At 71.5% G+C, this 25971-nt stretch carries 22 protein-coding genes; 10 read left to right on the top strand and 12 right to left on the bottom strand.

Features of this window, described 5'->3' with window-relative positions; translation table 11 throughout:
* Positions 1–9 precede the first annotated feature (9 nt).
* Entirely contained in the window at positions 10–855 is an 846-nt protein-coding gene (locus KJK29_RS06785) for an NmrA family NAD(P)-binding protein (RefSeq protein ID WP_215117799.1), read from the bottom strand.
* An 81-nt stretch (positions 856–936) separates the two neighbouring features.
* Here KJK29_RS06785 and KJK29_RS06780 point away from each other — a divergent pair, with 81 nt between their 5' ends.
* Positions 937–1872, top strand: coding sequence for an AraC family transcriptional regulator (locus tag KJK29_RS06780; RefSeq protein WP_215117798.1), 936 nt, complete (start codon positions 937–939; stop codon positions 1870–1872).
* Between the two features lie 28 nt (positions 1873–1900).
* On the top strand, positions 1901–2590 hold the full coding sequence (locus KJK29_RS06775) for a helix-turn-helix domain-containing protein (protein WP_215117797.1): 690 nt from the start codon (positions 1901–1903) through the stop codon (positions 2588–2590).
* Here the strand turns inward: KJK29_RS06775 and KJK29_RS06770 are convergent.
* Entirely contained in the window at positions 2570–2974 is a 405-nt protein-coding gene (locus KJK29_RS06770; RefSeq protein ID WP_215117796.1) for a VOC family protein, read from the bottom strand. The two genes, KJK29_RS06775 and KJK29_RS06770, sit on opposite strands and share 21 nt — an antisense overlap.
* Positions 2975–3100: 126 nt before the next feature.
* Here KJK29_RS06770 and KJK29_RS06765 point away from each other — a divergent pair, with 126 nt between their 5' ends.
* Positions 3101–3508, top strand: coding sequence for an SRPBCC family protein (locus KJK29_RS06765; RefSeq protein WP_215117795.1), 408 nt, complete (start codon positions 3101–3103; stop codon positions 3506–3508).
* 36 nt (positions 3509–3544) lie between these two features.
* On the opposite strand, the gene KJK29_RS06760 is transcribed toward KJK29_RS06765, so the two are convergent.
* Complete coding sequence (locus KJK29_RS06760) at positions 3545–4576, bottom strand: DUF5954 family protein (RefSeq protein WP_215117794.1); 1032 nt, start codon at positions 4574–4576, stop codon at positions 3545–3547.
* 293 nt (positions 4577–4869) lie between these two features.
* Between KJK29_RS06760 and KJK29_RS06755 the strand changes: the two genes are divergently transcribed.
* Entirely contained in the window at positions 4870–5406 is a 537-nt protein-coding gene (locus tag KJK29_RS06755) for a hypothetical protein (RefSeq protein ID WP_215117793.1), read from the top strand.
* 24 nt (positions 5407–5430) lie between these two features.
* Here KJK29_RS06755 and KJK29_RS06750 read toward each other — a convergent pair whose 3' ends face one another.
* The 8 genes from KJK29_RS06750 to KJK29_RS06715 all read right to left on the bottom strand — a co-directional run bounded on the left by KJK29_RS06750 (position 5431) and on the right by KJK29_RS06715 (position 15108).
* Positions 5431–5853, bottom strand: a complete 423-nt coding sequence (locus tag KJK29_RS06750; RefSeq protein ID WP_215117792.1) for a helix-turn-helix domain-containing protein — start codon at positions 5851–5853, stop codon at positions 5431–5433.
* 185 nt (positions 5854–6038) lie between these two features.
* Positions 6039–7082: a LacI family DNA-binding transcriptional regulator gene (locus KJK29_RS06745; RefSeq protein WP_215117791.1), complete on the bottom strand. Its 1044-nt coding sequence runs from the start codon at positions 7080–7082 to the stop codon at positions 6039–6041.
* A gap of 129 nt (positions 7083–7211) precedes the next feature.
* Positions 7212–8636 carry a Gfo/Idh/MocA family protein gene (locus KJK29_RS06740; protein ID WP_215117790.1) on the bottom strand — a complete coding sequence of 475 codons (1425 nt, stop codon included), beginning with the start codon at positions 8634–8636 and terminating at the stop codon, positions 7212–7214.
* Positions 8637–8807: 171 nt separating this feature from the next.
* Positions 8808–10397 (bottom strand): family 43 glycosylhydrolase, encoded by a 1590-nt coding sequence (locus tag KJK29_RS06735; RefSeq protein ID WP_215117789.1) that lies wholly within the window; start codon positions 10395–10397, stop codon positions 8808–8810.
* Between the two features lie 91 nt (positions 10398–10488).
* The gene (locus KJK29_RS06730; RefSeq protein ID WP_215117788.1) at positions 10489–11406 is read right to left on the bottom strand and encodes a carbohydrate ABC transporter permease; all 918 of its coding nucleotides are present in this window, start codon (positions 11404–11406) and stop codon (positions 10489–10491) included.
* Positions 11406–12290 carry a carbohydrate ABC transporter permease gene (locus KJK29_RS06725; protein ID WP_215117787.1) on the bottom strand — a complete coding sequence of 295 codons (885 nt, stop codon included), beginning with the start codon at positions 12288–12290 and terminating at the stop codon, positions 11406–11408. Before KJK29_RS06725 ends, KJK29_RS06730 begins: the two co-directional genes overlap by 1 nt.
* Before the next feature lie 7 nt (positions 12291–12297).
* Positions 12298–13635, bottom strand: a complete 1338-nt coding sequence (locus KJK29_RS06720) for an ABC transporter substrate-binding protein (protein WP_215117786.1) — start codon at positions 13633–13635, stop codon at positions 12298–12300.
* Positions 13636–14019: 384 nt separating this feature from the next.
* A complete protein-coding gene (locus KJK29_RS06715) occupies positions 14020–15108 on the bottom strand; it encodes a LacI family DNA-binding transcriptional regulator (protein WP_215117785.1) in 1089 nt (362 codons plus the stop codon).
* A 322-nt stretch (positions 15109–15430) separates the two neighbouring features.
* Here KJK29_RS06715 and KJK29_RS06710 point away from each other — a divergent pair, with 322 nt between their 5' ends.
* Positions 15431–15988, top strand: coding sequence for a hypothetical protein (locus KJK29_RS06710; protein WP_215117784.1), 558 nt, complete (start codon positions 15431–15433; stop codon positions 15986–15988).
* A 226-nt stretch (positions 15989–16214) separates the two neighbouring features.
* Here the strand turns inward: KJK29_RS06710 and KJK29_RS06705 are convergent, their stop codons facing one another.
* A complete protein-coding gene (locus KJK29_RS06705; RefSeq protein WP_215117783.1) occupies positions 16215–17228 on the bottom strand; it encodes a hydroxyacid dehydrogenase in 1014 nt (337 codons plus the stop codon).
* Between the two features lie 609 nt (positions 17229–17837).
* Between KJK29_RS06705 and KJK29_RS06700 the strand changes: the two genes are divergently transcribed.
* The 5 genes from KJK29_RS06700 to KJK29_RS06680 are packed head-to-tail and all read left to right on the top strand — an operon-like array spanning position 17838 to position 25945.
* On the top strand, positions 17838–19187 hold the full coding sequence (locus tag KJK29_RS06700; RefSeq protein ID WP_215117782.1) for an extracellular solute-binding protein: 1350 nt from the start codon (positions 17838–17840) through the stop codon (positions 19185–19187).
* Positions 19184–20179, top strand: coding sequence for a carbohydrate ABC transporter permease (locus KJK29_RS06695; RefSeq protein WP_215117781.1), 996 nt, complete (start codon positions 19184–19186; stop codon positions 20177–20179). The genes KJK29_RS06700 and KJK29_RS06695 overlap by 4 nt, the downstream gene beginning before the upstream one ends.
* A complete protein-coding gene (locus KJK29_RS06690) occupies positions 20176–21039 on the top strand; it encodes a carbohydrate ABC transporter permease (protein WP_215117780.1) in 864 nt (287 codons plus the stop codon). The genes KJK29_RS06695 and KJK29_RS06690 overlap by 4 nt, the downstream gene beginning before the upstream one ends.
* A 41-nt stretch (positions 21040–21080) precedes the next feature.
* Positions 21081–22601, top strand: coding sequence for a glycosyl hydrolase family 28 protein (locus tag KJK29_RS06685; protein ID WP_215117779.1), 1521 nt, complete (start codon positions 21081–21083; stop codon positions 22599–22601).
* The gene (locus KJK29_RS06680) at positions 22598–25945 is read left to right on the top strand and encodes an alginate lyase family protein (RefSeq protein WP_215117778.1); all 3348 of its coding nucleotides are present in this window, start codon (positions 22598–22600) and stop codon (positions 25943–25945) included. Before KJK29_RS06685 ends, KJK29_RS06680 begins: the two co-directional genes overlap by 4 nt.
* The last annotated feature ends 26 nt before the right edge of the window (positions 25946–25971 follow it).

Here is a 25971-nt window from a genome sequence, read left to right as displayed (position 1 = left end):
ACGGCGGTCTCAGGCCTTCCAGGTCCCGGCCGCCGCCTCCTCCCGCACGAACTCGGCGAAGTCCCGGGGCGCGCGGCCCAGGACCTCGCGCACACCGTCCTCGAGGTGCGCGTTGCGGCCGTCGAGGAGGGTGTCGAAGATGCCGGTCATGGCCGCGACCTCCTCCGGTGGCAGACCGAAGCCGACCATGGCCTCGCCGTAGTCCCGCGTGGAGACGGCCCGGTACGTCAGCGGCCGCCCCGTCGCCGCGGCGATCTCCGCGACCGCCTCCCCGAAGGTCAGCAGCCGCGCCCCCGACAGGGTGAGCGTCCGGCCCACGTACCGCTCGCCGCCCGTCAGCGCGGCCACCACCACGTCCGCGATGTCGCGCACGTCGAGGAACGGCTCGCGCACCTCGTCGGCCGGGAACACCAGCTCACCGCGCTCCCGCAGCTCCGCCACCAGCGGGCCCTCGCTGAAGTTCTGCGCGAACCACGCGGCCCGTACGACCGTCCAGTCCGCTCCCGAGGCGTGCAGCGCCTCCTCGGTCGCCACGGCCTGGTCCTCGCCCCGCGCGGACAGCAGCACCAGCCGCCGCACCCCGAGCCCGACCGCCTCCCGCGCCAGCGCCCCGACCGCCTCGGCGGCGCCGGGCGCGCCGACGTCCGAGGGGTGGGCGAGATAGGCCGCGTCGGCCCCGCGCAGGGTCGCCGCCCAGGTCGAGCGGTCCCACCAGTCGAACCCGGTCGCCCGGGACGCGGCCCGCACCGTGAGCCCCGCGGCCTCCGCGGCCCGCGCCACCCGGCTCCCCGTGCGGCCCGAGGCGCCCGTCACCACCACCGTCATGCCCTGCGTGTTCCGTGTCGTGTTCGTCATGCCGTCGAGTCAACTGCCGTACGCGCCACGGAACCATCGCTGAACGGCTCATTCCCATACGCCCGCGTCTAACCTGGCCCCATGGACGCAGTCGCAGGGCTACTGGACGGCCCCCGCGCGCGGGGCGCGTTCATGATCAGGGCGTGTTTCGACCCGCCGTGGGCGGTCCGCGTGGAGGACCGGGCCCCGCTCACCGTGATGCTCGTAGCGCGCGGCGAGGCCTGGGTGGTGCCCGACCGGGGCGAGCGCGTCCTGCTGCGGGCCGGGGACCTCGCCATCGCCCGCGGCCCGGACCCGTACACCTGCGCCGACGACCCCGGTACGGCCCCGCAGGCACTGATCCTTCCCGACCAGGAGTGCCGCTACCCCGACGGACGGCCCCTCAACGGCTCCATGGACCTGGGGGTGCGCACCTGGGGCGACCGGCTCGACGGCGCCACCGTGATGCTGATCGGCACCTACCCGATGCGGGGCGAGGTCGGCCGACGGCTGCTGGACGCCCTGCCGCCCCTGCTCACCCTCCCTTCCGACGTGTGGGCCTGCCCGCTCACGCCGTACGTCGCCGAGGAGATCGTCCGCGACGAGCCCGGCCAGGAGGTCGTCCTGGACCGGCTGCTCGACCTGCTGGTCATCGCCGCCCTGCGGGCCTGGTTCGCCCGCCCGGAGGCGGCGGCCCCCGCCTGGTACCGGGCCCTCGCCGACCCGGTCGTCGGCGGTGTGCTGCGTCTGCTCCAGGACGACCCCGCCCACCCGTGGACCGTCTCCTCGCTCGCCGCCAAGGCGGGAGTGTCCCGCGCCGCGCTCGCCCGCCGCTTCACCGGCCTGGTGGGCGAGCCCCCGATGACGTACCTCACCGGCTGGCGCCTCGCCCTGGCCGCCGACCGGCTGCGCGACTCCGACGACACGCTCGACGCGGTGGCCCGCCGGGTCGGCTACGGCAGCGCGTTCGCCCTGTCGACCGCGTTCAAGCGGGTGTACGGGGTGAGCCCGGTGGAGTACCGGGCACGGGCGGCGTGAGGGGCCAGGGGCGGCGTAGCCTGGCCACGTGTACGTGGAGTGGGCGTCGCGGCTGGCGGGAGCGGTCGTGTGGACCAACACCCCGGACCGGGACGGGGTGGGGCGCGTGCTGCCCGACGGATGCATGGACCTGCTGTGGCACGAAGGGCGGCTGCTGGTCGCCGGGCCCGACACCCACGCCTACCTGACGGACGGCGAGGCCGGTGCCTGGGCCGGGATCCGCTTCTACCCGGGCACGGCTCCCGCGCTCCTCGGCGTCCCCGCGCACGAGCTGCGAGACCGCCGCGTCGAGCTGGCGGATCTGTGGCCGGCCTCGGAGGTGCGCCGCCTGGCCGACCGCGTGAACGCGGCCCCCGACCCGGCGAGCGGCCTGGAGGAGGCGGCGCTGCGGCAGGCGGCCGGTGCCGGACCCCCGGACCCGGTACTGCGGCAGGTCGTCACGGCCCTCGACACGGGCCGCCCGGTCGCCGCCACCGCCGATGAACTCGGCCTGGGGGCACGCCAGTTGCATCGCCGTTCGCTCGCCGCGTTCGGCTACGGCCCCAAGACCCTGGCCCGTATCCTGCGGCTGCGCCGCGCGCTCGCACTGGCCCGGCGCGGTGTGCCCTTCGCGGATACGGCCGCCCGGGCCGGATACGCCGACCAGGCCCATCTGGCCCGTGACGTCAGGGAGCTGGCGGGTGTGCCGCTGGGTGAGCTACTCGCCGGCCGAGGCTAGCGGGGCGAACAGGTCCACCCCATTGCCGTCAGGGTCGAGCACGACGGCGTACCGCTGGCCCCAGAAGGCGTCCCAGGGCTTGAGTTCGCCGTGGTACCCGGAGCCCACCAGTTCCTCGTACATCGCGTCCACGTCCGCCGGCCCGTCGCACCGCAGGGCCAGCGAGGCCCGGCCCCCGCCGGCGGGCGGCTGCCACGCCGGGAGGAAGGAGCGGACCGTCTCCTCGGTGTCGAACATCAGCCGGAGCCCGCCGGGCAGTTCCGCCTCGGCGTGCGGCTGCTCCTCGGCGCCGTCCGGGAAGGCGAACCCGAGCCGGCGGTAGAAGGCGACGGAGGCGGCCATGTCGGAGACGACCAGGCCGATGGCATCGAATCGTGCGTTCATGGGCCCACCGTAGGCAGGCCCGGGGCGGGCGGTCTTGAAGGAAACGGACACCCGGTCCCACCCCGGCCGCGCCCGTGTCCGATCCGTTCAAGACCCTCTCCCGGCCGCCCGCGTAACGTCGCCGCCATGACGACCACGACACAGCGATCCCGGCACCTCGGCATTCCGATCGACCGTCCCGCCCAGGAGGTCTACGACTACGTCTGCGACCCCGTCAACGTCCCCGGCTGGGCTCCCGGGCTGGCCCGTTCCATGGAGAAGGTGGACGGCCGGTGGGTGGGGGAGTCGCCCATGGGGCGGGTCGTGGTCGTGTTCACGCCCAGGAACGAGTTCGGCGTGCTCGACCACGACGTCACCCTGCCCTCGGGGCAGACCGTGCACAATCCGATGCGGGTGATCGCCGACGGCGACGGCTGCGAGGTGGTGTTCACCCTGCGCCGGCGGCCCGGGATGAGCGACGAGGAGTTCCGCCGCGACGGTGAGGCGGTCTCCGCCGACCTCACCGCCCTCAAGCGGCTGATGGAACGGGCCTAGTCCTTCCTGGGCCTCCCCGGTCCTCCCCGGTCCTCTCTAGTCCGCCGTCTCCGACTCGTAGTGGATGGTGCCGTCCTCGTCCATCGTCGGGTGCATCTTCATGGGGCCGTACTCGTCGATGTCCGAAGGGCGCGGGCCTTCCGGTCCGTCGGGGCCCATGCGCAGAAAGCGTTCGACGCGGCAGATCCGGAAGAGGCGGTCGTCGAAGCGGAACTCGTCGGCGCGGTCGAGTGCCTTGTACTCCTCGGCGGCGCGCGCGTACCGCGCCTTCTTGGCGTCGTCGTACTGGTAGAGCATCGCCCAGATCTCGGACATGCCGTTGTAGAGCAGCCGCCGGGCGTCGTGGGGTGAGGCCATGAGCGTGCCGCATGGCTGCCAGCCGTGCCGGCCGCGCTCGACCACGCCGAATCCGGTGGGCAGCAGCACGGGCTCCGGGTGGGTGGTCACCGCACGCTCGGAGTCCCGGCGGACGTCGGAGGGAAAGCGGGCGCCCGTGTACGCGAAGTCGCTCAGCCCCAGCCGCAGCGCGCCCGCCGCCAGACCGTCCGGGCGGGCCGGGTCGAGGAGGAAGCCGACGTCCGGGGAGGGGGTGTCCTTCGCTCGCTTGTCCCACGACCGCGAGGCCGGCTCCAGGTCGGTGGGGCGCGGCGGTTCGAGACCGTCGTCGTCGCAGCGGGCGAACTCGTCGCCGCGTACGACCCGGTAGCGCACCCCGCACGCCTCCACCTCGTTCACCGGCTCGCGCTCCATCACCGCGACGGCGGCCAGCAGTTCGCGCCGGACGGCCGGGTCGTCGGTGTCGTCCTTCGCCATGAACCACAGGTGCGAGTGCAGCCCGTCCCGGGCCATCTGCGGCATGCCGTCCGTCACCGGCTTCAGCAGCCGCCAGTCCGGTCCCGCTGCGGGATCCTGCGCGGCGACCCCGAAGACCGGCCCGCGCAGCGACAGAGCGGGATAGCGCCGCGAGGCGTCCATCGCGTCGGCCTCCCGGACCCAGGCGGCGGGGTCGTCGCGGCGGACCAACTCCTCCTGGAGAGCGTCGATCTGTTGCTGCCAGTCATCATCCATGCACGCATTGTGCCGTCCGGGGGGAGGTGCGGGGGGCCGGGCGACCCAACAAACACTTTTGTTGGGAACCGGCCCGGATGCCGGGGAGCCGTCTTCCGGCCCAGGACGGCCCCGTGCGTCCCACGCTCGGCCGGGACTTGGCCGCCCCGCGCCCGAGTCGTCCCTGGGCGGTCCGTGAACGCCGGGAACGCTCGCCCTGCCCGGGGGCCGGACGTGAGGCTGTGCGGTGCCAGACGAGACGAGCCGCCCCAGGGGTGACCCGCGGGGGACGGCGGTTCGGAAAGGAACACCGCATGAGCATGCGCATTCGGGCCACGGCGATGGTGACGGCCCTGTTGCTGGGGGGCGGGGCCACCGGGATCGCCCTGGCACCGGCCGCGAACGCCGCCGCGTACTTCGGCATCGACGGCGGCGGCGCTGTCACCAACGACTGGGAGGACGAGGAGAACCTCGGCGTCGATGCCTACTCCAGGGGCAACGCCATCGCCCTGTGGGAGACGGTCCTGTGGGCGGACGGCGCCCTGTGGGAGGACGACGAGGGCGAGTGGCGGCCCTTCAAGAAGAGCCAGATGGACGGCTCGTTCGGACCGGAGACCGAGTCGGCCACGCAGTGGTGGCAGAGCCGGCACAACCTCCCCGAGACCGACGGCACCGTCGTCAGCGAGAGCTGGGACTTCGCCCAGACCCGGCTGCAGAGCCTCCCGGGCAACATCGTCCAGTACAAGGGCGACGCGCGGAACGTCAACTTCAAGCGCGTGGGCGGCAAGTACCAGGTGAAGCTCAAGAACGTCGGGCCCTGGAAGAACGCGCACTACCGCACGGTCGGCTGAGTGCCCGGGCGGGTGACCCCGGGGTCACCCGCTCCCCGTGGGCAGCGCCCACAGCAGCCCCGCCACCAGTACGACGATGACCGCGAAGGAGACCAGCGCCGCCGCTCGCCACCGCCGGTACTCGGCACCGGGCGGCGGCGCCACGACGTCCACCGCCTGCCCGGCCGGCATCGCCGCACCGCGCGGCCATGTCGGATCGGCCAGCTCCCACACCGCCAGCAGCCGTGCCTGATCCGCTCCGGCCACCCGGCACAGCGCCTGCACCGCCCCCCTCGGCGGCTGCTTGGCCCCGCTGAGATACCGCTGCCACGACGACTTGCTGTACGCCGTCCGCCGCGCCAGTTCGGCCAAGCTCAGACCGGTGCGGTCCTTCAGGGCCCGCAGCTGCTCGACCAGATGCCGGGCCTCCCTCGGCAGTGCGTCCGGAAGCGGCTGCCAGCGTGTCATGGTCGTCCCCCCACTGCCCGCCGCCATCCCGCCCCCGGGCAACGGCCCCTCCCCACCGCACCGTTCGACGCCGGCCCGTGCGCACCAGTTCCCCACGGCGACGGGCGCGCGGCGCGCGCAGGGGGTGTGCGACGGACGAGGGAGCGACCGTCAGTGGGGGAGGGCGCACGCGCGTGCCGAACGTCCTACGCTCGCGGCGCCGCCGTACTGGCCCGTTCCACCAGCCGGGTCGACAACTCCGTCCGTGTGCTCTCCGGGCGGTGCCCGTCCATCACGCGCAGCAGCGCGCGCAGGGCCGTCGCGGCCATCTCCGACAGCGGCTGGCGGACCGTCGTCAGGGCGGGGGAGGCCCAGCGGGCCTCGGGCAGGTCGTCGAAGCCCACCACGCTGACGTCGTGCGGGACCTTCAACCCCCGCTCGGCCAGGGCCTCGTACACCCCCAGCGCCATCCGGTCCGAGCAGACGAAGACGGCCGTCGGCGGCTCGGGCAGGTCGAGGAGCTCCAGCATGCGGCCGCGGGCCAGGCCCTCGTCGAAACCGGCGTGCCGTACGTATTCGGCGCGGTGCCGCACCCCGGCCGAGGCGAGCGCCGAGCGGTAACCGGCGACCCGGGCGCTGCTGCACAGCGTGCGCCGGTCGCCGGCGATCACGGCGACGCGCTCATGCCCCAGGGACAGCAGATGCCCGGTGGCCGTCAGACCGCCCTGCCAGTTCGCCGCCCCCACCGAGACGACTCCCTCCGGCGGCTCCTGGACCGGGTCGATCATCACGAACGGGATGCGGTGCTGCTCCAGCCAGGCGTACTGCGAGTCGCTCAGCTCGGCCAGATTGAACAGGACCCCGGAGGAGCCCCGGGCGACCAGCTTGTCCAGCCAGCCGCGCTCCGGGCGGCCGACCCGGGAGCGGGTCAGGGCCGCCGACACCACGACCTCCAGGCCCGCGTCGTGCGCCGCCTCCTCCACCCCGTGCAGCACCGCGCCCGACCAGGAGCTCTCCAGCGAGTGCACGACCAGGTCGACCAGTCGGGGCGCCTTCGCCGCGTCGAAGCGGGGTCTGCGCACATAGCCGAGCCGGTCGAGCGCCTCGGTGACCCGGCGGCGGGTCTCGGGCGCCACGTCCTCCCGGCCGTTGACCACCTTGGACGCGGTCGGCACCGACACCCCCGCCTCACGGGCCACGACCGCCAGCGTCGGACCTGCCGCCACGCTCGCACTCGCCGTACGGACCATCGGGAACCCACCTCTCCACCGGGCAGAAAGCGCTTCCTACTCTAGGTGCGGGGCAGGACGGCGGGTAGACAGGCGACTGAATGCCGGTGGATCACGTCCGGGCCGGGTGTCGTGGCCGGCCGGGGCGTCTCAGCCGACGGGCGGCATCTCCGTCGGGTCCGAGTCGAGGCCGGGCCGTCGGCCGGCCCAGGCGCCACGGGTGAAGTCCGGGATCTCGACCGGGCGGCCCTGCCGCTCCAGGGACGCGGCGCTCAGCGGGACCGCCGCGCACCAGGCGGCCGAGTCGTAGACGTCGATGTCGGGCACCAGCCCGGCGCGCATGAGCTGGACGGTGCGCCACTGCAGGACGTAGTCCATGCCGCCGTGACCGCCGTTGTTCGCGGCGTCGTCGCCGACCTTCCGCCACAGCCAGTGGTCGTACTCCTTGCGGTAGTCGGCGAAGTCGCGCCAGGTGTGGCCGCCGTGGTCCGGTTCCAGGTAGACGCGTGCGCCGGTCGGGCTGGGCCCGGTGTAGTCCTCGACGATCCCGCGGCTGCCGGCGAGGGTGTTGATCCTGCTGTACGGCCGGGGTGAACTCACGTCGTGCTCGGCCCGGACGACCCTGCCCCGTTCCGTCTCGATGAGACAGGTGACCAGGTCCCCGTTGATGTACGTCTCCTTCCAGGACGGGTGGTCCCGGGGGACGAAGCGCTCGCGGTAGTCGGCCAGCCCCTTCGGGGCGGTCGCGGTGGCGGACAGGGTGGCCATGCGGTCACCGCGGTTGACGTCCATGGCCGCCGCGATCGGGGCCAGCCCGTGCATCGGGTAGAGGGACGCGGTGCTGCGGGTGTGCCACAGCCGCCGCCAGGAGTCGGTGTAGTACGTGTCGGAGAAGAGGAGTTCACGCAGGTCGTGGAGGTAGCCGCCATGGCCGTTGGTGATGTCGCCGAACACACCGGCGTGCGCCATCCGCAGCATGGCCAGTTCATTGCGGCCGTAGCTGCAGTTCTCGGCGAGGAGCAGATGCCTGCGGGTGCGCTCGGAGGTGTCGACCAGGTCCCACAGCTCGCGCAGTTCGGTCGCGACGGGCAGCTCCACCACCGCGTGTCTGCCGCTCAGCAGCGCGGCCCTGCCGTGCTCGTGGTGGAACTCCCAGGGCGTGGCGACATATACGAGGTCGATGTCGTCGCGCCGGAGCATGCGGGCGTAGGAGCCGGCCGATCCGCCGTACTCGGCGGGGCGGGGCTTGCCCTTGCTCACCAGCCGGTCGGCGGCGCGGCGCGCCCGGTCGGCGCGGATGTCGCAGACGGCGGTCACGGTGCAGCCGGGCACGGCCGCCCAGCCCTCGACCATGCCCGCGCCGCGGTTGCCCAGGCCGATGACACCGACGCGGACGGTTCTGTGGGCCTCGAACGGCACGCCGATCATCGACTTCTGCCCGGGACGGCGGCGGGGCGCCTGCCCGGTCGCGGCGGCCGCGGCCGGTGCCGCGGAGCTCATCCCGGCCGCGAGCGCACCGGTGGCGACGGCTCCGCCCAGGAGCAGTCGGCGTGAGACAGCGGGTGTTTCGGACATGACGGCAACACTCCTCGGTGAGGTGGCTCGCATCACTGCCGGGGCACTGTCGGGACTTTCGGGGCATGACTCTGAGGGCTTCGACCGTGGCATGTCAATACGTGCTCGGAGAGAAGCAGTTCCGAGCAGAATCGAGCATCGCTTTTCGATACCCCGAACGCGCCGCCGCGCTCAGCCGGGTGTGCAGGTCAGCCGGAATCCCGTGAAGTCCGCCGTGAACGCCGCGTCGACGAGGTCCCGGGCGTGGATGCCCGCCATCGCCCCGGTGAAGCGCAGCCGGGAACCGTGGTCGTCGGACAGCCGGCTGAAGTCCAGGGCCGGTCCGACCGCCGTACGCACCCCGTCCCGTACGTACCAGAACCGGGCGTCGGCCCCCTCGACCGTCGCCCCCAACGTCACCGGTGCCTCCACCGGCACGTCCACCACGGCGACCTGCCGCGCACCGTGCTCATCCCGCTCCACGAGGCTGAGCACCGTACGACCACCCCCGCTCCACTGCTGCCCCCGCTGCGGCTCGCCCTCCGGTTCCGCCCAGGTCAGGTCCAGGCTGAGATACGCCTCGGCGTCGTACCGGAGCACCAGCCCCGCGGCCTGGGCGAAGGTCACCGGCCGTGCCTCGACGGTGACTTCGGCCTCGGCGCGGTGCTCGGTGACGCGCTGCGCCAGCAGGCTGGTCGCCCAGCGGGACTCCGGCCCCTGCCGGCCGCGCAGCCGGATCCAGCCCGGGCGTGCCGTCGTATCGGCCCAGGACGGATCCGGCGCCTCGCGCAGGGTGCTCCACGGCCAGGACAAGCCCTCGGGCGGGGCGGCGGGCGGCAGCGGGTGCGGCCGGGTCGGCACGTCGACGTCGACCGCCGGGTGCCAACCGCCCTGCCGCAGCCGGGGCCAGCCCTCCGCGTCCCAGGTCACCGCCTGGATCGCGGTCTCCCGGCCGAGCGTGCAGCGACGGCCCTGCGGCGTGTGCAGCGGACGGGCCGTCAGATGACCGAGCAGCCACCGCCCCTCCGGCGTCTCGACCAGCTCGCCGTGCCCGGCCTTCTGCAACGGCACGCCCTCGTCGTCCCGCGTGGTCAGCAGCGGCCGGTCGTCGAGCGTGTACGGCCCGGTCAGTTCCCGGCCGCGGGCCACCCGCACCCCGTGCTCCCAGCCCGTGCCGCCCTCGGCGAGCACCAGGTAGTACCAGCCCTCGCGCCGCAGCAGCTTCGGCCCCTCGACCAGCCGGTCGTGCTGGAGCAGCAGACGTGTCCGCCCGACGGGTGTCAGCGTGTCCCGGTCCAGCTCCGTGACGACGATCCCCGCGAACCGCCGCCCTCCCGGCCGATGGTCGTTCTGCAGGTTCAGCAGCCACAGCCGGCCGTCCTCGTGGAACAGCGCCGGATCGAACCCATGGCTCACCACCCGGCGCGGGGCACTCCACGCGCCGCCCACGCCGGTGGCCGTCGAGACGTAGGTGTCCAGGTCGAAGTACGGCGTGCCGACCGACCGTACGACGGTGTACGTCACCCAGAACCGTTCCCCGTCCCAGCTCAGCGACGGAGCCCAGACGCCGCCCGAGTCGGGCACCCCGGCCAGCGTGCCCCCGGGCGCCGCCCCCTCGACGTGCCCCGCGTACTCCCAGTGGGCCAGGTCGCGGGAGCGGTGGATCGGGATCGTCGGGAACCACTCGAAGGAACTCGTGGCCACGTAGTACCAGTCGCCGACCCGGATCAGTGAGGGGTCGGGGGCGAAGCCGCGGAGGACGGGGTTGTGCAGGACGGTCACGCGGGAACTCCGGGGGAGTCGGGCACCCGGGGGCCGCGGGGAGTCGGGTCACCCGCGGCCCCCGGGAGTCAGGGAAGGAGGCCGGCCGGGATCACTTGAGGGCGCCGAGCGTCACGCCCGTCCGCCAGTAGCGGCGCATCGCGACCATCATGATCGCCATCGGCACGATGGACAGCAGCGCCCCGGTCAGCACCAGACCGGTCAGGTCGATGCCGGACTCCAGCCGGGTGCCCGTCCAGTTGTAGAGGCCGAGGTTGAGCGTCCAGTTCTCCTTGCCGCGCAGCACCGTCAGCGGCAGGAAGAAGGCGTTCCAGGTGTTCACGAAGGCCAGCAGGAACACCGTCGCGCCGCCCGTCGTCATCATCCGCAGCACGATGCTGAAGAAGATCCGCAGCTCGCCGGCGCCGTCGATCCGCGCCGCCTCCAGCAGCTCGTAGGGGATCGTGGCCTCGGTGTACACCTTGGCCAGATAGACGCTGAACGGGTTGATGAGGCAGGGGACGAGCATCGCCCAGGGGGTGTCCACCATGCCGATCGCCGAGAACAGCAGATACAGCGGGAGCGTGAGCAGCGCGATCGGGATCAGGAACGAGCCCACGACACACGCGAAGATCGCGTTGCGGCCCGGGAAGTCGAACCGGGCCAGTCCGTACCCGGTCGCGAGGGCGATCAGCGTGCCGCCGAGCGAGCCGACCCCGGCGTACAGCAGCGAGTTGGCCGTCCACCGCAGGAAGATGCCGTCCTGGTAGGTGAACACCTGATGCAGGTTGTCCCACAGATGCCAGCCCGAGAACCACAGGCCGTTGCTCTGGTACAGCGCCGTGCGGTCCTTGGTCGCGGCGACGATCAGCCACCACACCGGGAACAGGCTGTAGACGCTCGCCAGGACCAGCCCGACGAGGAGGAAGCGCTGGCCGCCCCGCCCGCGCGAGGCCGGATCCGGGCGGGACAGGCGCCGCACGCCCCGGACTTCGGGCCGCTCGGTGGCGGTCCGCTCGGTCAGCACCATCAGTCGGCCTCCTTCGAGGTGAGCCGGTAGAAGAGGAAGGAGGCGACACCCAGGATGAGCGCCAGGAGCACGGACAGGGCGGCCGCGTAGTGGTAGTTGCCCGCGTTGAACGCCTGGTTGTAGATGATCATGATCGGGGTGAAGCTGTCGCTGACCGTCTGCGGGGTGATGTTCCGGAACAGCGCCGGCTCGTTGAAGATCTGCAGCATCTGGATGATCGACAGCAGACCGGTCAGGACCAGCGCCCCGCGCACGAACGGGATCTTGATGCTGCGCGCGATCCGCAGCTCGGAGGCGCCGTCCAGCCGCGCCGCCTCGAACAGCTCGCGCGGCACGCCCTGCAGCGCCGAGTAGATGATCACCATGTTGTAGCCGATGCCGTGCCAGGTCAGCAGATTGCCGATGGACGGCCACACCATCGACGGCGCGAAGAAGTTCCAGTCGAAGCCGAGGGCGTGGCCGATCGGGGTGAGCGGGCCGACGTCCGGGCTGTAGAGATTGACCCACACGATCGCCGCGACCACGCCGGGGATCATGTACGGCACCAGCAGCAGGATCCGGAACCGGCTCGCCACCCTGGAGGTCAGCGCGTCCAGGAACAGCGCCAGCAGCAGGCTGACCAGCAGCATGAACGGGATCTGCACACAGGCGAAGAGCACCACCCGCAGGACGGAGTCCATGAACGCCGAGTCGGTCAGGCCCTGGGTGTAGTTGTCGAGCCCGACGAACTCCGTCGTCGCGCCGCCGAGGCCGAGCCCGGACTGCTTCTCCGTGAACAGCGACTCGTAGGCGGCGTAGCCGATCGGGAGCAGATACAGGAAGACGAAGCCGAGCTGGAAGGGCACCGTGAACGCGGCGCCCTTCCAGCGCAGGGAGCGAGTCATCGATGCCTCAGCCCTTGACGCTGATACCGCGGGACTTCAGGTCCTTGACCGTCCACTCCTGCATGTGCGCGAGCAGGTCGGTGACCTTCTCCTGCTTGTTGACCACCTTGGCCCAGCCCGCCTGGAGTTCGGTGAACATCGCGGTCCAGTTGGGTCCGTAGGTCCAGTCGGTGGTGACGGTGCCCAGGCTGTCCGTGACGACCTTCTGCGCCGGCTCGTAGTTCTCGCCGAGCAGCTTCCGCGAGATCGACTCACCGACGTAGGAGCCGCTGTCCTTGAGCGCCGGCATCACGCCGTTGCCGGTCTCCGGGCTCGCCATCGTCTTGACGGCGTCCTGGTTCGTCGACATCCAGAGCGCCGCCTTGGCCGCCTGCTCCTGGTTCTCGCACTGCTTGGTCACCAGGGTCACGCTGCCGGTCAGATTCGTACCGGCCGGCGTCTTGGCCGCCTCGCCCTGGTACGTCGGCCAGGGCGCGAGCGCCCAGTCGCCGAAGGACTTGGTGAAGTTCTGCACCATGCCGGCCATCTGCCAGGTGGAGATCTGCCGGGTCGCGGTGGCGCCGGTGTCGTAACTGCGCTGCACGGCCGCGTAGTCGGCGAAGGACAGCTTGGCGTTCAGATCGTTGTCGATGATCTCCTGGATGACCTTCGCGGCCTTGAGGGTGCCCTCGTCCTGGAAGTTCACCTTCCAGGCGTTGCCGTCGATCGCGTACCAGTGGGCACCGGCCTGCATCGCGAGCACCTCCAGGGTGCTCGGGTCCTCACCGGCGTAGTTGGTGATCTTGATGCCGTGCTTCTTCAGCACCTTGCCGGCGGCGATGAAGTCGTCCCAGGTGGCCGGGGGCTTCAGGCCGTACTTCTCGAAGATGTCGGTGCGGTAGATCGTGAACTGCGGCGCCGAGCTGGTGGGAACGCCGTAGAGCTTGCCCTGCACCTGCGCGCTCGCCCAGGCGCCGGTGTTGAACGTGTCCTTCTCGCCCTCGACATACCGCGTGATGTCGGCGAGCGCGTCCTGCGACACCCAGCTCGTCACGTACTCGGCGGTGTTCTGCACCAGGCAGGGGGCGTTGCCGGCCTTCACCGCGTTGGTGAGCTGCTTCTGCATGGTGAGCTGGTCGGTGACCTTGGTGTACTTCAGCCGGATGTCCTTGTGCGAGGCGTTGAACGCCTTGACGACCGCCTCCTGCCCGTTGGCCCAGCCCCAGTAGGGGAGGGTGACCGGACCGGACTTCGACGCGGCGTCGTCGCCCGAGCCGGATCCGCCGCAGGCGGAGAGCAGACCTGTCAGCGCGATGCCCGCGACAGCGGCGGAGGCGAACCTTCTCCGGGGGCTGGTGAAGTTCATCTGACCGTGATCCTTCGGAATAGGACGTTCTCAGAACGAGAGGACGGCGGACGGCGGCGGCTCGGTGGTGCCGGCCGGGAACGGCGGCCGGAAAACCGTCGGCTCGCGGTTGCGGGGGGTCGGCCAAGCAGAAGCTGTAGTAAGCGGTTGCTGGGACGGTAGGCGGACAGATCCGTTCAGAGCAAGAGGTGCGCGTCAATTTGTTACGGCGGATTGTCCGGCGGGTTATCACCGGGTGCACGGCGAGGCCTCGCACCCGGACCGACATACGTGCAGCTCAAGGCGCTGCAGGAGTCGCCGCTCCGCAGCGGGGCGGGCACGCCGACGGCACCCGTGAGAGGCCGTAAAGTCTCGGGAAAACGGTTACGTAACGACGCTTGCGTGTCAGGCGCGCGCAGCCGGCGGCCGCACCGAGTTGCGGACCACGACATGCGTGCCCAGCACCAGATGGTCGCCGTCGGCGCTCTTGCGGCGGCCCGCGCCGCCCTCGCGCCGGTCCGCCACCGCGCGCAGCGCGACCTGGCCCATCTCCTCGTACGGCACGTGCACGGTGGTCAGTTGGGGCGTGAGCTGGGAGGCGAGGGGGATGTCGTCGTAGCCGACGATCGAGACGTCCTCGGGCACCCGCAGGCCCGCCGCGCGCAGGGCCTGAGCGGCGCCCGCGGCGACCACGTCCGTGCCGGCGAGCACGGCGGTGAAGTCCGGAGTGTCGCGCAGGGCCGCCTCAACCGCCTCGTAGCCGTGCTCGTAGTCGTACGGGCCGTGCCGGACCATGCCCGCCTCGAAGGGCACGCCGTACGCCTCGAAGGCCCGCCGGGCTCCCTTCAACCTGCCCTGGGCGGTGGTCAGTTCCGCGTGTCCGGGCAGGACGAGGACGCGCCGGTGACCGGCCGACAGCAGGTGGCTGGCCATCGCGTAGGCGCCGCCCTCGTTGTCGTAGTCGACGGTCGTCGCCGGGACGTCGCCCTCCAGCGGGGGCCTGCCCACCAGGACCAGATGCGAGCCGGCCGCGTCCAGGGAACGGGCGAAGCGGGCCATGCGCAGCTGGTACTCGTCGTAGTCGTAGGCGCCGCCGAGCAGGATCACGGCCGCCACGCCCTGCTGCCGCATCATGTTCACCAGGGCCAGCTCGCGCTCAGGGTCGTCGCCGGTCGTGCCGACCAGGGAGAGCCAGCCGCGCAGGGTGGCGGCGCCCTCGACGCCCTTCGCGACGTGCGCGAACGCGGCGCCGGTGATGTTGTTGATGAGGATCGCCACCGTCGGTGTGCCGCCGCCGGCGAGGGAGCGGGCGTGCGCGTTGGTGACGTAGTCCAGCTCCCGGACCACCTTCATCACCCGGCGGCGCAGCTCCTCCGACACCGGATAGTTGCCGGACAGCACCCGCGAGACGCTGGCCACGGAGACGCCCGCGCGCTCCGCGACATCGCGGATGGTCGCCCGGCCGGCGTCATTCGTCGCCTTGCGCTGACTCACCCTTGCGGCTCCTTCACGTTGTGGCCCGGCTTGTCGCCGTCCGGCCGGTGGCGGGCCCGGCCGCGCCGACCGCGGCGGTCGTACGCGCGCGGTGCGGAAACCGTATCCCATCGTTACTCCGAGGCCGGAGGGCCTGGGGGCAGAGGTTGAGGGCGACGCCCGCCCGGCGTGCCGTGTGCTCTGGACGCCCGCCGGGCGGTGCCGAGCCGCGACGCGTTCTCACGCCGCCGGTCACCGAGCCGTGACGGGGTCTGTGGCGGCGTCCCTCGGGCGGGCACACTGAGTGGCCGTACGGAAGCGCTGTCGGCACGGGGGAGGCGTGATGGACTCGGCTGCGGCGGGCCTGCTGGCGGCAGTTGTGGGCGTGGGCGGCACGCTGGGGTCGGCGTGGCTGACCCAGCGCCGCGGGGACGTGTCCCGCCGCGAGGAGTGGGAACGGCTCGAAGGGACGCGCCGCGCCGAGATCGCCGCCCAGCTCGCGGAGTCGGGCCGGGAGGCCCGCACAGCGGCGTACACGGAGTTCAACGCCGCCGCCCGCCACTATCTGGCGACCCTCAACGACCACTCCCACGTCCTGCGCATCGGGTACGACCCGCAGGAGTCGCTGGCCGTGGTCGAGGCGGCCCGCGTGGACTACCGTCGCCGGCACGCCGAGGCCCAGATGATCGTGCCGGACGTCGTGCTGACGGAGGTGAAGCGGGTCGACAGCGACCTCAATGCCGTCTACGGCGTCCTGGCCCGCCTGACCCGGGGCACCACACGCGAAGGCGACGACATCGAGGGCGTGCGGGATGCGATCAGGAAGGGCTGGCAGGACCTGTCCAGGATGCGCACCGCCATGCGTGAGGACCTGGGAGTGACCAGGCCGTCCCCGGACTGAGGCGGCTTGGCCGGCCGGCGTCGAGACCCTTCTCCCTGGCCTGGTCGCCCGCCCGAGCAGCGGGCCGGGGCCCGCCATGAGTCCGGGCCGCCGTGAGCCCGTGCCCGTCGTGAGTCCGGGCCGCCCGTTCGTCACGAGCAGTGTGCCCGGACCCTGGCATGCCGTGAGTCCGGGCCGCCGTGAACCCGGGCCCGTCGTGAGTCCGTACCGCCCACCCGTCACGGCGTCACGCCACCCGCGCCAGATCCGCGTGCCGTACCTGGTGCACCGGCGGCGCCCCCGCCGCCAGGCGCTCCAGTTCCTCGACCACGATGCGGCCCAGCCGCTCCAGTTCGTTGCCGAGCGAGCCCGCGATGTGCGGGGTGAGGAACACGTTGGGCAGCCGGTACAGCGGGGATCCGGCGGGCAGCGGCTCCGGGTCGGTGACGTCGAGGACCGCGCTGAGCCGGCCCGAGACCAGCTCGCCGGTGAGTGCCTCGTGGTCGACCAGCGCACCGCGGGCGGTGTTGATGAGCACGCCCCCGTCCCGCACCAGGGCGAGCCGGTCGCGGTCGAGCATGTGGTGGGTCTCGGGGATGTCGGGGGCGTGCAGGCTGACGATGTCACTGCGTCCGAGCAGCTCCTCCAGCGACAGCGACTCGGCCCCGAGCGCGGCGGCCTCGGCCGGGCTCACATACGGGTCGTGCAGCAGGACGGTGAGGTCGAACGGCCGCAGCAGCTCCAGCAGCCGGCGCCCCACCCGGGACGCGCCGATGACCCCGACACGGCGGCCGAGGTTGCCGGTCGCGGCGGTCTCGCCGGGGCCCGGATAGGCATGGGTGCTGCGGAAGTGCTCGCGATGGTCGAAGGCGTCCTTGCCCACCAGCAGGATCATCGCGAGCGTGTACTCCGCGACGGGCAGGGCGTTGCCCGTCACCGCGCTGGAGACGGTGACCCCGCGTTCCCACAGGGCCTCGCCCACCAGGGAGCGCACGGAGCCGGCCGCGTGCAGCACGGTGTCGAGCTTCGGCACCGCCGAGAGGACACCGGCGTCCAGGTGCGGACAGCCCCAGCCGGTGATCAGCACCTCGGCGGACGCCAGGACACCGGCCGCGGCCGGATCGGCGAAGTCCCGCACCACCAGCCCGGGGTCGATATCGGCCGTACGCCTCAGTCGCTCCATCAGCGGCGGAGGGAAGAGCAGCGGGAGGTGCACCGGGTCCATCGCGAACACGGTCCGCGGCAGCTGAGGGCTGGGCATGACTCTCCTGGAGCAGAGGACGGAGAACGGAAACTGTTTCAGAAAGCGCCTTCTACCGTAGATCCGCCGGGAAGCGGCGGTCAATCGGCGGGGCGGTGATCGCTGCGGGGGACGCCGGTTCGGTGCAACGCCCTTGATGAGAGCAGGTCGTGGCGCGACCGGAGAGGGTGAGGTCGGTGGGGTGGGGGAGTGGGGTGGGTGTGGTCGGGGGGATCTGGTCGGGGAGGTGGGCCGACTGTGCGGCTCGCTGTGAGACCTGGCCGTGGAAATCGATTACTGCGGTTTCGGTGAGGGTCGGCGGGGTCTGTGCGCACCGCCGCCGACGCCTCGACGCCCAGACGGCCCGTTAGACAACCGGTTCCCAAATCTGTTGCCGGCTCGACCTCGCGGACATCCCCTGGTCACGACGCTGGGCGCACGCTCCGATGGCTTGATCATGCCGACCGAAAGCAGGTCTGACCCGCCCTCGCGCTGATGACGCCGAGGTTACACAGTCTTTTCGAAAATTCGTCAAGGCCCTTGACGCGCCCTGCCGACCGGAAGAAGCTCTGCCCCACGCACAACAACCGGTTGCCAAGCGCGCCGGAACCGCAAGGAGGTGGTGCGTTCATGCACCCTCGTGCTGGTGCTTCCCTGAGCCGCCGCCGATTCCTCGCCCTCTCGGCAGCGGGCGCCGCGACCGGCGCGGCGACGCTGAGCGGCTGCGCGATGCAGGTCTCCAGTGGCGTCGGCGGCGGCGGTGAGACCGTCACGGTGATGGCCAAGCCCGACGACTTCCCCCCGGAGCTGGTCAGGCAGGCCCGGAAGGACCTCGGCGTCAAGATCGTCACGGTGCGGTACGACATCACCAAGCTCATCGGGATGATGACCAACGGTGCCCCGCCCGACCTGGTGCGCGGGGTCGGCGCCACGGACGCGCCCTACTTCGCGGCGCGGGATGTCATGGAGGACCTGGACCCGTACTTCGCCGGGAGCGACGTCCTCAAGGCCGACGACCTGGACCCGGTCAACGACCTGTGGCGCTTCGACGGCCGCACCCAGGGCAAGGGCCCCCGCTACGGCATGGCGAAGGACTTCTCCCAGGATTCGATGTACTGGTACAACACCGCGCTCTTCGACCGAGCCGGCGAGGCGCACCCGCCGGAGACCGAGCCGGTCACCTTCGAGGAGTGGCTGGAGACCGCCGGGCGACTGACGCGGCGCGAGAACGGCCAGACGACCGTCTTCGGCGGCAGTTACAACGGCGTGCTCACGCCCAATCTGCTGGCGAGTCTCACCGTGGCGGCCGGAGGCAGCCTCTTCACCGACGACTTCTCCCGCGTCGACTTCACCACCCCCGAGGCCCGCAAGGCGCTGAACTGGTACATCGAGTACGGCAGGGCCAGGGTCGGCCCCAGCATCGTCCAGCCCGACCCCAACACCTGGGACGGGCCCACCTTCCAGGCGAACCGCATGGCCATGTCCAACTCCGGCTACTGGCTCGGCGGCCTGATCAACTCCGACAAGAAGCTGGCGCCGCACGCCCGGCTCGCACCGGCCCCGGTGTTCGAGGGCGGCCGGCGGGTCAGCCCCTGCCAGGCGGGCACCGGCCTGTGGATGCCGAGGAAGGCGAGGAACAAGGACGCCGCCTGGCGGGTCTTCGAATGGTTCTTCGGCGAGGGACCCGCCAAGGCCCGCGCCGCCGGCGGCTGGGGCATCCCCACCCTGAAGTCCCTGCGCCCGCTGATGCCGGCCCAGGAGGACTACCAGAAGCGGGTGCTCAAGGTGCAGAACGCCGAGCTGAAGCACTTCTCGGTGATCGCCTACACCCCCTACGCCACGGCGGACTCCCTCTACGCCCTGTTCAACCAGGAGGCCCCGGCCGCGATGAACGGCCACCTGTCCGTCGACGCCCTGGCCGGCCGCCTGAACTCGGTCATGAACGAGCAGCTGAAGCGCGGTAAGGAGCAGGTGGGATGACGGTCGACCAGATACCCGCCACCGGGCGGACCGGCCCGGTCGAGAGCACCGGCCGCACCGCGCCGCCCCAGCGGCCCCGGATCTCCATGACCGCGCGCAGGCATCGCGCCTTCTACCTGTTCACCTCGCCCTGGATCATCGGCTTCCTGCTGCTCACCGTCGTACCCATGGCGTACGCGCTGTGGCTGAGCTTCACCACCTACGACGGCATCTCGCCGCACTGGAGCTATGTCGGCCTCGGAAACTACACCGAGCTGTTCTCCGACCCGCAGACCTGGAACTCCCTCGGTCGCACGGGCCTGTTCGCCCTCACCTCGGTGCCGCTGTCGATCATCGCCGGGCTCGGGCTCGCGGTCCAGGTCAACCGGCCCATCAAGGCACGCGGACTGTTCCGCACCCTGCTCTATCTCCCGGCCGTGGTGCCCCCGGTCGGCGTAGGCCTCACCTTCAAGGCGCTCTTCGACCAGAACTCCGGTGCCGCCAACGGCGTCATCACCCTCTTCGGCTTCGACGCGCTCGGCTGGCTCGCCGACCCCTACGCCCGCTACGTGCTGCTGATGAGCGTGCTGTGGGCCGCCGGGAACGTCATGATCATCTCGCTGGCGGGGCTCCAGGACGTGCCCCGCGAACTGCACGAGGCCGCCCGTATCGACGGGGCGAGCGCCTGGCGGACCTTCCGCAGCATCACCGTGCCGCTGCTGTCGCCGGTCCTGCTCTTCCAGACGGTCACCGGCGTGATCGCCTCGGTGCAGACCATCATGCCGCTGCTGCTCTCCCCGGACGGCACGACCGCCGGCGTCACCGCGCTGCCGCAGTCCAACTACCTCTACATGATGCATGTGTTCTCGCAGTACTTCGCGCTCGGCCGCTACGGCTACGCCTCCGCACTGCTGTGGGTGCTCTTCGTCCTGATCCTCATCGTGACCGGACTCATCTTCAAGTTCACGTCCGGAGTCGTGTTCTACAACGTCGACCCGGAGGCGAAGAAGTGACCGCCACCAGTCTGCCCCCGAACGCCGCGCCCCGGGTGCGGGTGCGCGTCAACCGTCTCGTCCTCTACACGGTCCTCGTCGCCCTCACCGGCCTGTTCATCGGCCCCTTCGGCTGGCTGATCCTGTCCGGCCTGAAGACCCCGGCGGAGCTGGCCGCCTCGCCCGTGCACTGGCTGCCCACCCAGGTCCAGTGGCACAACTTCGCCGACGCCTTCAATCTGATCGACTTCCTCGGCTACGCCCGCAACTCCCTGATCATCGCCCTGATCTACGCCACGCTCGTCACGCTCAGCTCCGCCTGGGTCGGCTTCGGCTTCGCCCGCCTGGACGCCCCCGGCAAGAAGACGCTGTTCGGCATCCTCATCGGCTCGATGATGCTGCCCCAGATGATCACCCTGCTGCCGACGTATCTGATCTTCGCCAAGCTCGGCATGGTCGACACGTACTGGCCGTGGGTGTTCTGGGGACTGGCCGCCGCCCCCTATCTCGTCTTCCTCTTCCGGCAGTTCTTCGCCGGGCTGCCCCGCGAGCTGGAGGAGGCCGCGATCGTCGACGGCTGCGGCTACGGCACCATCTTCTGGCGGATCTTCCTGCCCCAGTCCTGGCCGGTGCTCTCCGCGAGCTTCGTCATCGCCTTCACCTGGTCCTGGGGCGACTACATCGCCCCGCAACTGCTGCTCTCCACCGACAGGTCGACCCTGGCCGTCGCCGTGATGTCCACCTACGTCACCTCGGCCGGAACACCCGTGGCCAACCTCCAGGCCGCGGCCTCCGTGATGTACGTCGTGCCGATCCTGCTGATCTTCCTGATCGCCCAGCGCGGCTTCGTCGCCGGCATGTCCACCACCGGCCTGAAGTGACCTCGGCCGTCTCCCGCCTTCGTATCCGCAAGGAGCTCACCATGACCCCGTCCCTGTCCCGCCGCGGCGCCCTCCAGGCGGCCGGTGCCACCGTGCTCGCCGCGGGCCTCACCGATCTCACGGCCACGGCCGCCCGCGCCGACGCGTCGGCCGCCGCGCCGAAGCTGGTGACCTACCTCCGTCCGGCCGCCATGCCGACCAACACCAGCTTCAGGGTGCGGGTCCGTACCGCGCCCGACGGCGAGTGGCAGACGCTGGACATCTGGCGCCCCCAGCTCGGCGAGATCAACCCGACCACGGGGTCGAGCAAGATCTACAACTCGTCGCTGGCGTACTTCGACTTCCAGGGCTCCGTCGAGGTCGAGGTCACCTATCTCAAGGGCGGCACCACCAAGGTCCGGGTCAGACCGGACTCCTACGGCATCAAGCCCGAAGTGGGCGGCGACACCCTGCGGTTCACCCTCGACCGGCCGCGCAATGTCGTCGTGCAGATCAACGACGACATCTTCGACGTCCTGCATCTGTTCGCCCGCGCGGTGGAGAAGAAGGTCCCGAAGCAGGACGATCCCAACGTCCTTTACTACGGCCCCGGCGTCCACACCACGGCCGACGGCTATCTGAACGTCCCCTCCGGCAAGACCGTGTACCTCGACGGCGGCGCCGTCCTCAAGGCGACCGTCGTCTTCCGGAACGTCGAGCACGCGGGGATCGCCGGCCGTGGCGTCCTCGCCGGGACGGCGGCGGGCGGCGCCCTGGTGGAGAACTCGCGGAACATCTCCATCGGCGCCGTCACCGTCCTCAACCCCAACGGCTACGCCGTCCAGCTCGGCGAGGCCACCGGCGTCACCATCAAGGGCCTCGGCTCCTTCAGCTCCAAGGGCTGGGGCGACGGCATCGACGTCTTCTGCAGCAGCAACGTCGTCATCGACGGCGTCTTCATGCGCAACTCCGACGACTGCATCGCCATATACACCCACCGCTGGGAGTACTACGGCGACACCAGCAACATCACCGTCCGCAACTCCACCCTCTGGGCGGACGTCGCCCACCCCATCAACGTCGGCACGCACGGCAACACCGACAACCCCGAGGTGCTGAAGAACCTCACCTTCAGGAACCTCGACATCTGCGACCACCGCGAGCCCCAGATGGGCTACCAGGGCTGTATCGCCCTCAACCCCGGCGACAGCAACCTGATCAAGAACGTGAAGGTCGACAACGTCCGCGTCGAGGACTTCCGCTGGGGCCAGCTCATCCACATGCGGATCGCGTACAACACGAAGTACAACACCTCGGTCGGCCGCGGCATCCAGAACGTCCACATCAAGGACCTCTCCTACACGGGCAAGCCGCTCGCCACCTGCCTGCTGCTCGGCTACGACGCCAAGCACGCCATCAAGGACGTCACCTTCGAGAACCTCGTCGTCAACGGCACGGTCATCGCCGACTCGATGAAGAAGCCGACCTGGTACCTCACCACCGACACCGTCCCGATGCACGCCAACGAGCACGTGCTGAACCTCAAGTTCCTCACCACCGCCGAGGCGGCCGCCGCGTCATGAGCACCAGCCCCCTGAGACCGATCGCACCGAGCCGCCGGGGCTTCCTCGGCGGTACCGCCGCCCTGCTGCTGGTGTCCGGCGCGAGCGGCCTGCTCGCCCCCGGCACCGCCCGGGCCGCCACAGCCGCCGCCCCCCGGACGTTCACCCACCCCGGACTCCTGCACAGCGCCGACGACCTGGCCCGGATGAAGGCCGCGGTCGCCGCCAAGGAATCGCCCGTCTACGACGGCTACCTCGCCTTCGCCGCCCACGCGCGCTCGAAGGCGACATACGCCGTGCAGAACACCGGCCAGATCACCTCCTGGGGCCGGGGCCCCACCAACTTCCAGAACCAGGCCGTCGCCGACTCGGCCGCCGCCTACCAGACCGCGCTGATGTGGTGCCTCACCGGCGAGCGCGCCTACGCCGACAAGGCCCGGGACATCCTCAACGCCTGGTCGGCGTCCCTCACCGCGATCACCGGCGCCGACGGGCCGCTCGGCGCGGGCCTCCAGGTCTTCAAGTTCGTCAACGCGGCCGAACTGCTGCGCCACAGCGGCTACGACGGCTGGGCGAAGGAGGACATCGCCCGCTGCGAGGAGTCCTTCCTGCGCGTCTGGTATCCGGCGATCTCCGGCTACATGCTCTACGCCAACGGCAACTGGGACCTCACCTCCGTCCAGTCGATCCTGGCCATCGGCGTGTTCTGCGAGGAGCCCACCCTCTTCGAGGACGCCCTGCGCTTCGCCGCCGCCGGAGCCGGCAACGGCAGCGTCCCGCACCGCATCGTCACCGACGCGGGCCAGGGCCAGGAGTCCGGCCGCGACCAGGGCCATGAGCAGCTCGCCGTCGGCCTGCTCGCCGACGCCGCGCAGGTCGCCTGGAACCAGGGCGTCGACCTGTACGCCTTCGACGACAACCGGCTGCTGAAGAACACCGAGTACGCCGCCCGCTACAACCTCGGCGGCGAGGTCCCCTTCGTCCCCGACCTGGACCGCACCGGCAAGTACGTCAAGACGTCGGTCTCGGCCGTCGGACGCGGCACCCTGCCCCCCATCTACGAGATGGCGTACGCGCACTACGCCGGTGTCCGCGGCCTCGACACCCCCTACACCAAAGCGGCCGTCTTCCGAGGCACGGGCGGCGCCCGCGTCGTCGAGGGCAGCAATGACGACCTGCCCGGCTGGGGCACCCTCACCTTCGCCGGTACGAAGGCCCCGGCCCCGTCCGTACCGACGGCCCCGGCCGGGGTCACTGCGGTCGGCGGCGACCGGTCCGTCACCGTGGCCTGGCTGCCCTCGGCGTGGGCCGAGTCGTACACCGTCCTGCGGGCGAGCAGCCCCGACGGGCCGTACGAGAAGATCGCCACGGGTCTCGGCGAGCCGACGTACACCGACCGCCGCGCCCGCCCCGGCCGCACCTCCTACTACACCGTGGCAGCCGTCAACTCCCAGGGCAGGAGCGGCCGTTCCGCATGGGCCTCCGCAGTGCCCGGCCTGCCCGCCCCCTGGTCCACCCGGGACATCGGCGACGTCAGAATCCCCGGGGCGGCGGTCTTCGACGGCGAGCGGTTCGTGCTGGAGGCCTCCGGCACCGCCGACGCCCACCGCCTGGCCCATCTGCCGCTGCGCGGCGACGGCACCATCACCGCGCGGATCGTATGGCCGCTCAGCTCCCAGTACTCCAGGATCGGCGTCACCGTACGGGCCGGGCTGGACGCGGACGCGGCCCACGCCGCCATGCTGATCCAGGGCCTGCCGCTGCACACCTGGAGCGGAGTGTGGAGCGTACGGGCCAAGGCGGGAGCCGGGATCAAGGGCACCGGCAGTACGCCCGTGCCGCCCTCCCAGCAACAGGCGATCACGACCGGCGCCGCCTTCCCGATCTCCTCCCTCGGCGAACTGCCCGAGTCGGCGACCCCGCTCCGGGCCCCCTACGTCGAGGGGGCGGGCGACGGCTACCGGCTGCGGATGCCCTACTGGGTCCGGGTGACCCGCAAGGGCGACCGCTGCACCGGGGCCATCTCCCCGGACGGCGTCCGCTGGACCGAAGTCGGCTCCAGTGACGTGGAGGTGGGCAGGACCGTGCACGTCGGACTCACCCTCACCTCCTGCCTGGGAGTGGCAGAGGACTACGCCGAGACCGGCACCGGCGCCTTCGACAACGTCAGCGTCGTCTCCCGTACGGGCGGTGAGGTCTGGTCCGTGCCGCGCCCGGCCCGCGCCGCGGGTGACCTCCGGGCCGTCGCCGGCGCCGACGCGGTCGAGTTGGCCTGGACCGACCCGGACCTCTCGGCCCGCTACACGGTGCTGCGCTCCACCTCCGCCAAGGGCCCGTTCCGGACGATCGCGACCGGCATCGGCCCCGTCGGCTTCGGCACCCGCGTCCGGTACGCCGACGCCACCGGCAGGCCCGGCACGACGTACCACTACGCCGTCGCCAAGACGAACAGCTCCGGGCGCGGGCCCCTGTCCGAGGCGGCGAAGGCCGCGATGCCGACCCCGTCCGCGCCCCGACTCACCTCACCCACGACGGCGTTCGCGAACAAAGGCGTCCCCTTCCGGCACCTCCTGCGCGCCGCGCACGAGCCGATCCGGTTCACGGCGAAGGGACTCCCCGACGGCCTCCATCTGGACAGGCGCACCGGCCTGATCTCCGGAACCCCCACCCGGACCGGCGAGTTCACCGTCACCGCCGGCGCGGGCAACGCCGCCGGAGACACCACCGGCACCCTCACGCTCACGGTCGGCACCCCGCCGCCCGCGCCCTGGAGCCACGGCGACCTGGGCGATGTCATCCTCGACGACCGCGCCTACGGCACTCTCGGCGTGGTCGCCGTCCAGACCCCCGGCTCCACCGCCCACGAGGACGGGACCTTCGTGGTGCGGGGCGCCGGGACCGACCTCACCGTCAACAACCAGGGCATGACGGGCCAGTTCGTACGACGGCCCGTCAGCGGTGACTGCGAGGTCACCGTCCGCCTGGTCTCCCGTTCCGGAGCCGGCGGCGACCGGGTCGGCCTGCTGATGGCCAAGTCCCTGTCGCCGTTCGACCAGGCGGCCGGGGCGATCGTCACCGGCGGCACGAGCGCCCAGCTGATGCTGCGCCCGACCGTCGCCGGAAAGTCCACCTTCACGGGCAACGCGGCCGTCACCGCCCCCTGCCTGCTGCGGCTGAGGCGCACCGGGACGCACTTCACCGCATCCGCCTCGACCGACGGCGGCGCCACCTTCACCCCCCTCGCCGAGGGAGACCTCCCCGGCTTCGGTGACGCCCCCTACTACGTGGGCCTCGTGGTCTGCTCCCGCGACCCCCTGGCCCGCAGCACCACCGAGTTCGACGAGGTGAGCATCACCCCCCTGTAGGCCTCCACCGAACGAAAGAAGCCCCC

This window comes from Streptomyces koelreuteriae (assembly GCF_018604545.1).
Classification (GTDB): Bacteria; Actinomycetota; Actinomycetes; order Streptomycetales; family Streptomycetaceae; genus Streptomyces; species Streptomyces koelreuteriae.
This window is presented reverse-complemented; position numbering and strand designations above follow the sequence as displayed.